General features: G+C 64.5%; 6 protein-coding genes. 3 read left to right on the plus strand and 3 right to left on the minus strand.

What is annotated here, in order from left to right; all coding sequences use genetic code 11:
- Positions 1-23: 23 nt before the first annotated feature.
- Positions 24-2,024 carry an outer membrane protein assembly factor BamB family protein gene (locus ABC319_RS13425; protein ID WP_413070713.1) on the minus strand — a complete coding sequence of 667 codons (2,001 nt, stop codon included), beginning with the start codon at positions 2,022-2,024 and terminating at the stop codon, positions 24-26.
- A gap of 22 nt (positions 2,025-2,046) precedes the next feature.
- A complete protein-coding gene (locus ABC319_RS13430) occupies positions 2,047-3,003 on the minus strand; it encodes a cupin domain-containing protein (RefSeq protein WP_413070714.1) in 957 nt (318 codons plus the stop codon).
- A gap of 169 nt (positions 3,004-3,172) precedes the next feature.
- Between ABC319_RS13430 and ABC319_RS13435 the strand changes: the two genes are divergently transcribed.
- The 3 genes from ABC319_RS13435 to ABC319_RS13445 all read left to right on the plus strand — a co-directional run bounded on the left by ABC319_RS13435 (position 3,173) and on the right by ABC319_RS13445 (position 9,387).
- Positions 3,173-3,685 carry a CHRD domain-containing protein gene (locus tag ABC319_RS13435; RefSeq protein WP_413070715.1) on the plus strand — a complete coding sequence of 171 codons (513 nt, stop codon included), beginning with the start codon at positions 3,173-3,175 and terminating at the stop codon, positions 3,683-3,685.
- A gap of 17 nt (positions 3,686-3,702) precedes the next feature.
- On the plus strand, positions 3,703-5,979 hold the full coding sequence (locus ABC319_RS13440) for an outer membrane protein assembly factor BamB family protein (RefSeq protein WP_413070716.1): 2,277 nt from the start codon (positions 3,703-3,705) through the stop codon (positions 5,977-5,979).
- Between the two features lie 282 nt (positions 5,980-6,261).
- Positions 6,262-9,387, plus strand: a complete 3,126-nt coding sequence (locus ABC319_RS13445; protein WP_413070717.1) for a TonB-dependent receptor plug domain-containing protein — start codon at positions 6,262-6,264, stop codon at positions 9,385-9,387.
- A 1,005-nt stretch (positions 9,388-10,392) separates the two neighbouring features.
- Here ABC319_RS13445 and ABC319_RS13450 read toward each other — a convergent pair.
- Positions 10,393-12,126 carry a hypothetical protein gene (locus tag ABC319_RS13450; protein WP_413070718.1) on the minus strand — a complete coding sequence of 578 codons (1,734 nt, stop codon included), beginning with the start codon at positions 12,124-12,126 and terminating at the stop codon, positions 10,393-10,395.
- Positions 12,127-12,588 lie beyond the last annotated feature (462 nt).

The raw sequence follows: 12,588 nt of genomic DNA on the forward strand, positions 1-12,588 counted from the left end.
CGATCTGTCTTTCCAGCAGAGGGTCAGGCAGCGGGCACGCGGAACGCGATCAGCTCGGCGGGATAGCTGCCGCCGCCGACCGCGATCACGATGTGCTGCCGTCCGTTCAACATATAGGTCATCGGCGCGCCGGTTTGACCCGCCGGCATGTAGACTGCCCCCTTCTGCTCGCCGCTGGCCTTGTCATAGGCGCACAGCATGGCGCCGCGGCGTCCATCGGGCAGGGTGAACACGCCAGGCTCGCCGCAGATCACCAGCGTCTTGGTGACGAGCGGGCCGACATTGCCGGCGCGGCCCGTCTTGGGCAGTTTCATGCCCTTCAGCTTGGGATGGTTGCGGATCGCGTCGGGAGTCTCGCCATGCGCGACTTGCCAGACGTGGCTGCCGGTCTTCAGGTCGATCGCGGTGATCCGGCCATAGGGCGGCTTCAGCAGCGGCAGACCCTCGACCGTCAGCATGCCGTAGGTGTGATCGCCGCGCTTCGGCGCGGTCGGCATGCCGCGAACATTGATATAGGCGAAGTCGGACAGCTTGGTGTCGCTGTTCTTCACCTCGGTCATCACGTCGGCGACCGTCTTCGAATAGACGTAGACAATGCTCGTTTCCGGATCGGCGCCGCCGCCCGGCCAGTTGGTACCACCCGTCAGGTTGGGCGCCGTCAGCGTGCCCCAGGTGCCCTGCGGATCGAAGACCGAGGCGGGGGTGAACAGCCCGCCGGTGCGGTAGTTCTTCATCACCTCCAGCGCCTTGGCATGCAATTCCGGCGTGAAGTCGATCAGGTCGTCCGCCGTGACGCCCTGTACGTCATAGGCCGCCGGTCTGGTCGGGATCGGCTGGGTGGGTGCGTACCACTCGCCGGGCACGTCGCCCTTGGGCACCTTGCGCTCGGGAATCGGCCAGACCGGCTTCCCCGTCTCGCGGTTCAGGACGTAGAGGAAACTCTGCTTGGTGGGCTGGGCCAGCAGCTTCACCACCTTGCCCTTGATCGGCACGTCGAGCAGCATCGCGGCGCACGGCACGTCGTAATCCCAGATGCCGTGATGGACGAGTTGGTAGTGCCATTTGCGCTCGCCGGTATCGAGGTCGACTGCGACGATGCTCTCACCGAACAGGCCGTTGCCGCGGCGATACTGGCCGCCGACGTCGCCGGTCGGCAACTCGATACCCAGATAGGCGAGGTTGAGGGCGGGATCCGCCGAGATCTGGCACCACATGCCGGCATTGCCGATCTTGTCGGTTCCGTCGAGCCAGGTGTCGTAGCCGAACTCACCCTTTTTCGGGATGGTGTGGAAGATCCACTTCCGCTTGCCCGTGACCGGGTCGTATCCGCGGACATAGCCGCGCACGTTGTCATAGGTCTTGGGCACGTTGCCCGCCGTATGCGCCGCGCCGACGATGACGGTGTTCTTGACGACCAGGGGGGTCGAATTCAGCCCGACATCGCTGTCGACCGGGTCGAGTTCCTGATCGAAATCGGTCTTCAGGTCGACCACGCCGTCGACCCCGAAACCCGGGATGCGCTGGCCCGTCTTCAGGTCGAGGGCGATCAGGCGATAACCGATGGTGACGTAGAGCAGGCGTTCCTGCGTACCGTCGGTCCAGTAGGAGACACCGCGGCCCGACAGCTGGCGCGGTGCCTTTCGCGCGCGCTCGCCTTCGTCCTCACGGTGGATCCACAGGAGTTCGCCATTCTGCGCGTCGAGCGCGACGACGTCGCGCCGCGATCCCGCGGTCGAGTAGATCACGCCGTTCACCACCAGCGGCGTCGCCTCCAGCTGGTAATCCGCGCGTGCGCCCAGCTTGTCGGTCTGGAACGTCCAGGCCACCTCCAGCGAGTTGAAATTCTCGGCCGTGACCTGATCGAGCGGCGCGTAGCGGGTGCTGCCCGGATCGTTGGCGTAGTGCAGCCAGTCGGTGTCGCCCGGCGCCCGCTCACGCGGGGTGATCTGGGCCGTGGCCGGGGTGTGCGCCGCCAGCCAGGTGAGCGGCGGCATCGACAGCAGCGCACGTCGGTTCAATCGCATGGGGATCGGGCCTGTCGCGCGTTCAGTGCGCGGGTTCGAAGTTGTGAAGGATCACCGGGCGCGGGTTGATCGGGATGCGGGTAGACATCGGCGCGCTGGGATCGTTGCCCGCACGGTGCCAGCGACCCTTTGCGGCCGTCACCACGTCGCCGGGTTCCGACACGAAATAGGGATATCCCTCGATCTTGTAGCCGATCCGGCCTTCCATGATGAACCAGAACTCGGTCCAGTCGGTGTGGAAATGGCCTTTGTTGGTGTCGGGCGGCACCGCGTCCGCTGCCTTGCCGCGCAGGATGTTGGACGTGAAGTGGTCATCCCACACGAACTTGCCGTTGTACGGCTTGTCGCCGACCGCGATCGTCTTCATGAAATCGACATAGGTCGGATTGGTGTCGCGGTCCTTGGCCGGCCCGGGATTGCCGGTCACCTTCATATAGGTGCGGCCGGGATGCGGATCCGGCGTCTCGGTGGCGGGGTAGAGCGGCGCGGAGCCGGCCTGGTGCACCTCGAACCAGAGGGCGGGACGGTCTCCGATATTCTCGACCGTGTAGACATGGCGGAACGGCACGCTGACCATGAAGCCCTTGGTCGCGGTGAACGGCTCGGCACCCTCGATTGACACGCGGACCGATCCATCCCAGACGATGAACATCACCCGATCGTCGGCGTAGAACTTAGCCTTCGTCTTCTTGCCGGCGCCCAGCGATACATAGTCGCCGTCCTGCTCCTGATTGCGAATGATCGGCTGGACCCAGTCGGTCTTGCCGCGGTGGGCGGCCAGGATGTCCGACAGCTTCCAGTGCACGCGATTCGGCGCGGCATAGGCGGTCGCCTTGGTCGGCTTGGGCGCCCAATATTCGCCGCTCATCCGCGGCTGGGTCACCGGCATCGGATCCTCGCGACCGGAGAACTGCGCGGACGCCGCCACCGTGGTGCCGAGCACCGCCATCGCTACGCCAAGTTTCAGCACGCCCTTCATCCTGATCTCCTGTTCTCGGCGCGTGTTCGCGTCCGGTTTGCCGCCGACTTTGTATGGACAGTTGCAATCTTGTATGCGATCTGATGGGACGTCAAGTCGCAAAGCTGTGATAGACCGCTCGCACGATCGATGGGCGGACCGGCCGGACAGTGCAATGGGGAGGAAGCCGATGGGCAGGAAATTGCTGGCTTTTATCGTCGCGCTGGTCGTTGCCGCGCCGGCTATCGGAGCCGGTTACCAGGCCGATCTCGGCCCCATGCCGCTCGATGACGAGACCAAGGCGTTTATAGCGGGACGCGGCGAGGCGACGGCCGAAGTGGTGGATGGCCGGCTTGTCGTAAACGGCAGTTTCCGGGGCATGCCCTCCGCCGCCACCGCTGCTCATCTCCTAATCAGTCCCGCCATCGGAGTACCGGGTACTAAACTTGCCGCGCTGGACGTCACGGGCAGCGGCGAGGGTACGGTGTCCGGCCGATTGGTGCTGACACGGGCGATGCGCGACGCACTGCGCACGGGCCGCCTGTATATCCAAGTCGACAGCGAGAAAGCGCCTCCTGGCTATAGCTGGGGACCGAAGGGAACGCTGTGGGGCTGGCTGCTGCCGGCGCATGCCCGTGGCGAACAGGGGGTTCCGCAGCAGGGTGACTGGTTCATTCCGCAACTCGACACCCCCGCGCGCTGAAGGGATTGCCGTTTTCCATGAGCAACCGTGTCCGGTCCCACCTCCTGCTGGTCGCCGCGAGCGGCGCCTTCGCCACCAGCCTTGCCGTGGGGCAGGGCACCGTCGGGTTCTTCACGCCGCAGCAGGTCGAGGCCGGCCGCAACGCCTATGCCGAACAGTGCGCCGCCTGCCATCAGGGTGATCTTGCCGGAGCGACCGACGCACCGGCGCTGGCCGGCACCTCGTTCCTGAACGTTTGGGGAAAGCGCCCGGTCGCGGCGCTGTACAGCAAGATCCACGCATCGATGCCGTACGGCCGCGGCGGCTCGCTTGACGACGCGACCTATGACGCGATCGTGTCGTACGTCCTTTACGTCAACGGCGTGCCTTCAGGAGCGAGCCCGCTGGACCGGACCAGCCAGACCGTTCTCGGGCCGCTCGCCAGCGGCAAGGCGCCGGCGGACGCCTTCGCTGCCGCGCCACCGACCGGAACCGAGGCTGCCGGCCCCGCACCGGGCAGTGCCGCGTCCCAAAACGCGCAGATCGCGGGCAGCAAGGAGGCGGCGCCTGCCAACGGCCCCGGCGGCTCGGCCGCGCCCGCGACCTCGGCGGGCTTCGCGGCGCCGGGCCAGGCGGTGAAATATGCCGATCCCGGCCGCTTCGTGCTGCCGACCAGGCTGGGCCTGAGCCTGGAGGGAGCGATCAAGGATTACGTGCCGGTCACCGACGCGATGCTGCGCGATCCACCGGCGGGCGACTGGCTGATGTTCCGGCGCAACTATCAGGGGTGGAGCTACAGCCCGCTCAGCCAGATCGACACCGGCAATGTCGGCCAGCTGCAGCTGAAATGGATGTGGTCCATGCCGGAAAACGGGACGATGGAGGACACCCCCATCGTCCATGCCGGCATCATGTACATGTGGGGGGTGGGCAACACGATCCAGGCGCTCGACGCACGCAACGGCGAACTGCTCTGGGAGAACCGCCTTGGTCCGCTCCCGAAAAGTGCGGGGCCGGGGCCGTCGTCGGTGGAGACACGGTCGATGGGCCTCTACGGCACCAATCTCTACGTCAACACCCCGGAGGGCTGGGTCTATGCACTGGACGCGCGCAGCGGGCGCGAGGTGTGGAAGACCCATATCACGGACGAGAAGAAGGGCATCGGCTTCTCGACCGGCGGACTGATCATCATCAAGGGCAAGGTGGTGGTCGGCATGACGAATTGCGGGCGCAAGGGAACGCCCGACCATTGCTACATCAGCGCCTATGACGCCGCGACGGGCAAGCGCGACTGGAAGTTCACCACGGTCGCGCTGACCGGCCAGCCCGGCGGCGACAGCTGGGGCGGGATGGCCGACAATGATCGCAAGGGATCGGAGACATGGATCGCCGGTACCTATGACCCCGAACTCGACACCACCTATTGGGGAACGGCGCAGGGCAAGCCGTGGCGGCGCGACGAGCGCGGATCGGCAACCGGTGCCACCGATTACGCCAACTCCACCCTTGCCCTCGACCCGAATACCGGCAAGCTGAAATGGTGGTTCAACCATGCGCCGGGCGAGACGTTCGACCTGGACGAGGTGTTCGAGCGAGTCCTGGTCGACCATGGGCCAAAGAAGTCGCTCTACACGATCGGCAAGGTCGGCATCCTGTGGAAACTGGATCGCGAGACCGGCAAGTACGTCGATTCGGCGCAGACCGTGTTCCAGAACGTGTTCACCCGAATCGACCCGAAGACGGGGCGGCCGACATACCGCAAGGACGTCGTACAGCAGCAGTCGGACCAGTGGCTGTCCTCGTGCCCGGGGCCGGAAGGCGGGCACAACTGGCAGGCAATGAGCTATCACCAGCCGACCGACGCGCTGGTCATCCCGCTGAGCCAGAGCTGCGTGCTGATGCTGGGGAACGGCAGCCAAGTTTACTACGAAATGCCGGGGACCGGCGGTAATCTCGGTCGCCTGTCCGCCTATCGTGCCGCCGATCTGAAGCCGCTGTGGACGTTCCAGCAGCGAGCGCCCTTCCTCACGTCCGTGGTGTCGACGGCGGGAAATCTGGCTTTCGTCGGCGATTTCGACCGTGTGTTCCGCGCCATCGACGTCCGGAACGGACGGACGTTGTGGAAGACGCGGCTGGGCACGACGGTGCAGGGCTTCCCCGTGTCGTTCAGCGTGGACGGGAAGCAGTATATCGCGGTGACCACCGCCCTGGGCGGCGGTAGTCCGCAGTTGAAGCCGGGCACCATGCTGACCGAGGTCCACCGGCCGGTGACGGGCTATGCCGTCTACGTCTTTGGTCTGCCTTCCGCGGAATAATTCTGGGTGTTAGGCCGGCGCTCATGAGGCAGCCGAACGGCACGGTGTTGCAACAAGATTACATCTTGCGTCAATTCTGCACAATTTATGCACGCAAGACCATAAAGTTGTCGACAAACTGCAAAGGATCGTCGACAAAGTAGCTACGTATATGGAGAGGACATCCCGACGGGGCAGGGGCGTGGCCGAGCGGAAAGCCGCCGGGGCGCAGCAGGCGCGATGCGCCATTCCCACTTCGCGTCGACCCTCTCCGGATCATGTTTCGGAAGAGGGGGTTTCGTGATGACATCTGAATTCAGCACAGGCAGCGGTACGTCGATGCGGCGTCGGGCGATGGCGACCGCCAGCGGCGTGGCACTCGCGGTAGTGCTCGCGACACCCGCCTTTGCTCAGGCGGATCCCGCCGGCCAGTCCGCGCCCGCTCCGACGATCCAGCCCGGATCGGCCGCCAGCACGCCGTCTACCGCCGATCCGGCAAGCCCCCCTTCTGCTGCGACCGTCGATGCGCAGGAGGCGGATGACAGTGCCTCCGCAGCAGACATCGTCGTCACCGGATCGAGGATCACGGCGAGCGGCTTCTCGGCGCCAACGCCCACCCAGGTCATCGGCGCTGCCGACATCAACCGCCTTGCCCAGCCCAACATCTTCAATGCGGTGACGCAGCTGCCCTCGCTGCAGGGCAGCACCGGCCGCGCCACGTCGGTGGGCAGCACGTCGAGCGGTATTCAGGGGCTCAGCTCCTTCGCGCTCCGTGGCCTGGGTGCGATCCGCACCCTGACGCTGCTCGACGGCCAACGCTTCGTCGGTGCGAACTATTCCGGCGTCACCGACGTCAGCCAGTTCCCCCAGCTGCTGATCCAGCGGGTCGACGTGGTGAACGGCGGCGCATCGGCGTCCTACGGCTCGGACGCCGTCGCCGGCGTGGTCAACTTCGTCACCGACAAGCGCTTCAAGGGATTCAAGGCGAACATCCAGGGCAGCATCACCACCTATGGCGACGATGCGGGCGGCACCGCCCAAGTCGCCTGGGGTGACAGCTTCGCCGAGGATCGTCTGCACGTCGCCCTCAGCGGCGAATATGGCTATCAGGGCGGCGTGCCCAATCCGGGCTTCGGCATCACCGGCGCGAACGGTCGCGACTGGTTCGATTCGCCCGCTTTCGTGCAGACCGGCACCACCAACACGCCCGCCGGCCAGCCGCGGATCAAATATGTCGACCGGGCACAGCAGTACCAGTATTCGAAGTTCGGCCTGATCACGTCCGGTCCGCTGCAGGGCATCGCCTTCGGCGCGAACGGCCAGCCCTATCAGTTCCAGTACGGATCGAACGGCGTGCCGACCGGCACGGGCGCTGTGACGGGCTGTACGCCGTCCTTCTGCTCGGGCGGCGACACCAGCGGCGTCGTGGGTGCGGGCACCAGCCTCGCCAGCAAGCTCGAGCGGTTCAACGCCTATGGTCGCGTCGGCTACGACTTCGCGCCCGACAACGAGATCTACGCCACCTTCAACGCCTCTCGCGTGAAGTCGGAGAACTCGCCGAACCCGGGTTATGCGCAGCAGGCCAACCTGACGATCCAGTGCGGCGTGAACAATGCCAATGCCAACCCGTTCGTGCCTGCCGCCATCCAGCAGGCCTGCACCAATGCGGGGATTACGCAGTTTCAATACGGTTCGGCGCTCGCGCAGCTGGGCGACTTCATCAAGGTTCGTCCCGTCCGCACCAACCTGCGCGGTGTGCTGGGCGCGGCGGGCAAGTTCGAGGGGCTCGGTACGCAGTGGAGCTACGACGCCTACTACGAATACGGGCATAACTACACCGACCTGCATGTGTCGAACATGCTCAACATCTCGCGGTTCAGGGCCGCGTATCAGGCGGTGCGCCTGCCCAACGGCACGATCGCCTGCGCCAACGCAGCCGCGCGCGCGGCAGGCTGCGTCCCGCTCAACATCATCGGCGATGGCGGCGTGACGGAAGCGGCGTTGAACTACGTCAAGCCGGAAGTCGGGCCGTACCAGCACACCTGGTCGAGCCAGAATGCGGCGGCGCTCAGCTTCAACGGCCAGCCGCTACAGACCTGGGCCGGCCCGCTGTCGGTGGCGTTCGGTTACGAATTCCGGCGCGAGTGGTACCGGACCGAGGCGGATCCGTACGGCAACGGCGTCACCGCCAACAGCCCGAACACGGCCGATTACCCGGCGGATCCGACGCAGAACACGGTCAGCGGTGGCAACTGGTACGCCGGCAACTACAAGAACGGCACCGGCCGCTACAACGTCCACGAGGGCTTCCTCGAGCTCGACATCCCGATCTCGAACGAGGATCAGATCGGCCGCGCCAACATCAACGCCGGCGTTCGCCAGACGCGCTACAGCACGTCGGGCTGGATCACGAGTTGGAAGGTCGGTGGCACCTGGGATACGCCGCTCACCGGCATCCGCCTGCGCGGCGTGACCTCACGCGACGTGCGTGCACCGAACCTGTCGGAACTGTTCCGGACGCCGACCTTTGCGAACGCGACCTATCTGGATACCCGCGCACCCGGTCAGTCGCCAACGGCAGGGCAGTTCGTTCAGGCACCGACGAACACGATCGGCAACACCGCCCTGCAGCCGGAAACGTCGCGGAACACCACCGGCGGTATCGTCTTCAACGGCAGCGAGGCGGGCTTCCTGCCCGGCTTCAACGCCTCGTTCGACTATTACAACATCAAGGTGAAGGGCATCATCATCGCCTTCAGCGGACAGGCGGCGATCAACCAGTGCTTCCAGCAGAACATTTCCGTGTTCTGCTCGTCCTTTAACCTCGACACCGCGGCCGGCCCACTGTTCGTGAACGAGCAGCTGTTCAACTTCGCCCAGGTCCGCACCAACGGGTTCGACATCGAGGCCAGCTACCGTCGTCCGCTCAGCGGTCTTGGCCTGCCGGGCTCGTTCTCGATCCGCGGCCTGGCCACGCGGGTGCTGCACTACACCGAGACGTCGGGCCTGCCAGGCACCATCCCGACCGAGCAGGCCGGCAACAATCGTGGCGCCACGCCTGATTGGAAGGTGCTCGCGATCCAGAGCTGGGATACGGACAAGTTCTCGTTCTCGGTCACTGAGCGCTGGTTCTCCGATGGTGTCTACTCGAACGAGTATGTCGAGTGCACGCCGGGCAGCTGCCCGACGACGGATCCGACGGGCAACACCTCGACGATCGGCGACAACTCGATGCCGGGCGCATTCTATGTCGATATCGGTGGCTCGTGGAACTTCTCGAAGCAGCTGTCGGCCTATTTCAAGATCGACAATCTCGCTAACAAGGCGCCTGAGCAGTCACCACAGAATGGCGTGAGCTATGGTTTCAACCCGCTGCTCTACGACGTCCTGGGCCGCACCTTCCGCGTGGGTGTCCGCGCGAGCTTCTAACCACGTACGATCGGTCCGCCTCCCCGAAAGTGGAGGCGGACCGGCGACGCTGTCTCCGTGTTTGATGGTGCGCTTCCTTTCGTTGGCATGGAAGGAGGTCGCATGGGACATGTCCGTCGCGGGAGTGACACGATCACGCACGCCGTCCGAGCAGCGATACAGCGATCGCAGGCTGCGCTCGTGACATTGAGCCGGAACCGGGGATCGCCTGACGACTGTGGCCATGGGCGCAGGAGGAGCGACGGTCGAGGATCAGAAGACCCAGGGCTCCTCGTCCAACGACATCGTCCGAAGCCGAAGAGGCGGTGATCGTCGCGTTCTGGCAGCACGGCTCTCCCACAGAGGGCGACACGCCGACGCGTCGGCGTTTCCAGCGTCATGCAATTGGCTTCTTCCACATGGACATCGCCAAGGTGTGAACTGCTCATGGCGAAGCCGTACCTGTGCGTGGGCATCGATCGTACCGGCGATCTCGAATAGCACCTGCCCAAACCTAGCCACTAGCGGGTAAACAGACCGAGCCCGTCCGGGCTAAGGCTGGGATCAGCGGATGAAGCGCGCCATCAAGGCGACGATGCTCAACGTTTCCACCACGAAAGCCACGACCAGCTGCGAAGGCACCTTGTCGACTTCATGGTGGTCTGCGACTTTGCTTGCCCGTCGAGATGCTGAGCGGACTCACGCCCTACGAATACATCGCCAAGGTCTCGACATCAGAGCCGCACCGGATCCTCGTCGACCCGTTCGACCCGACGCTGGGAATGATCAAGTGGGCTGCCGAGAGACAGCGTCATGCGTCGCCCTGCGAAAGCAAGGCGACGCGTGTTGCCGTGATGAAGGGGGGAGGAGTGATCAACCTGTCGGTGCAGGTCCGGCGTCATATTCCCGACGATCGAATGTCCGACTGTCTTCCAGCGTTTCGAAGGATCAACGCACAATTCGTTGCTGGTATCGCATGTTGCAGGCGCCAAAAAGGGGCCGGCGATTGCCGGCCCCTTGTCTGTTCTACTTGCGTCCGAACTCGAGTGCGGCGCGTCGTTTGGGGGTTTGGGCGAGTGGCTGCCCGGCATATTCGCGCATGCCCCAGGCACCGTACTGGCTGATGCTGCCGGTGGTGTTGTACATCGTCATCAGGTCGCCGACGGTGTCGCGCCAGGCGCCGATGTAGCGCTTGTAGGCGTCGTACATGGCCGGGTCCCGGTTCAGATCGGCCATCAGGTTGTTGTCGCCGCCGACGATGTGCTGGCCGGCCTCGTAGGTGATGAGGCGCACGCCGTACTTGTTGGTGATGGCCTTTTGCGCGGCCATCTCGCCGAGCGACTTGTCGACGGCACGATTGAGCGCGGCGATGCGCTGGGTCCGGTCGGTGACGCCGGCCAGTTCCCTGGGCAGGTCATGGCCGAAATAGGGTGCGATCGCGACGGCATCGACCGAACCGGCGATCTTGCCCTCGTTGAACGCCAGTTCGGTATGCCACGGGCTGGGCGACCACGCGCCATAGACGCGGACCAGCTGGCCGGGCCGATCCTTGAACACGTCGGCGATCACCGCCATCGCCGCCTTGAACTTCGCTGCATAGGCGAGGTGGCCGGCGATCCACTCGTTGTCGTTGAGCTTGGCCGCCATGCCCTCCCGCCGTGCATCGGCATTGGCGCCGAACTGCGAATTCCAGACCTCGTTGGACAACTCGACATAGACTGGCAGGCTGGGGTCGAGGCGGTCATGGACCATCTGCGCGAAGCTGCGCAGATAGGCCGAGCTGGCGTTATACGGCAGCGTGAACCACGGCGACGACTTGTTGCTGTTGTTCAGGTCGACAAACAGTTCGTAGCTGACATGGCCGTTGCGCAGTTGATCAATCGACTCGGGACGAGTGCGGGTGTTCCAGACGATCTGATCGGCTCGCGGATTGCCGTTGGCCGGGCTGATGTCGAGGTTACGCAAAACCGAGAATGGCTTGATGCTCTCGCGGAACTCCGCGCTGAAGACCTGCTTCGGGTCCGCCTTGATGTCCAGGCACTTCAGATCGGCGACATTACCCTCCCGAAAGTCGATCCAGGTGTTGTTCCCGGCATCAGGGGCCAGGCCGTTCCACTCGAAGGTCAGCTTGCCCGGCACCGTGCTCCACGGCTTCGTGCCACGGTGCATGCCATCCAGGAAAGCCTTCGCACCGCCGTTCCATGTACAGACGATATCGACCTTGGCCGTATGGTTCAGCACCTCGACAGGCGGGTGCAGCAGGCGCCGCGCCGTCCGGCCGGCCGGGATGGTGATGTTGCCGAACTCGTCGGGATTGAACTCCGCTGCCCACTCGTCGGACGTCGCAAGGTTGGCGAACACCTGCTCGCCCGACCAGTACACCCCGCTCACCAGGTTCACACCCAGCTGAAATGGACGCGACACACCTGCCGTCGCTCCCAATACCTTCGTGCTCGCCCAGCACTGCTTGACCACCCCCGGCGCCGGATCCGTCCCGAACGCCGCGTTCGTGCACGCCATCGATCCGGTCGCCGTCGCCGTGATGTACTGCGTCGCCGTCCCGAAACGTACTGTTCCCGTACCCTCGAACTCGCACTTGCCTCCCTCGGCCGAACACCACGCGAACGTGCCCGATGGCACCGCGGTTGGTAGGGCAACGGGCGTCGTCGGTGCCGATGATGCCGGCGGCACTGGCTGAGAAACGGCCGGCTTGCCCGGTAATGACGTCACCACCGCACCGGTCAGAAGGACGGTCGTCAAGAGCAATCCAGCCTTGATCTTCGTCAATATCTTGGCAGAAGAAAGAAGCCTGCTGGCCAACGAGAGCACCATGTCGAGATCACTCCAAAACGTGCTCCACGAAATACGCTGGAATTGCTAGGAATTCGTTACGGAGACCGGGCGGCCTATGGCAGCCGCATTTTTCCGATCAAGCAGACTCTTACCAGACTCGCGCTCATCCGTGCCGTCAGGTCGCTGAGTGGAGGAACAGCGTTGATTGCCTTCTCGTGGGAAGGGTGAAGAGTGTCGCTGGTTGCGGGTCGGGTAGCTGTTGTTCGCCACCAGCACCTCACACTCGTTTTCAGGCGCGGATCCGCCATTCACTAAGAATTTGGCTTTGAGGCCTTCCACTGTACTCGTGACTGGTTTTAGCGGTGAACTTGTGCTCCGTACCTTAATTGGCAGACGGCCCCAATGATACTTCGGGGCGACATCCACGGA

Origin of the sequence: Sphingomonas phoenicis, assembly GCF_047238005.1 — a bacterium.
Taxonomy (GTDB): domain Bacteria; phylum Pseudomonadota; class Alphaproteobacteria; order Sphingomonadales; family Sphingomonadaceae; genus Sphingomonas.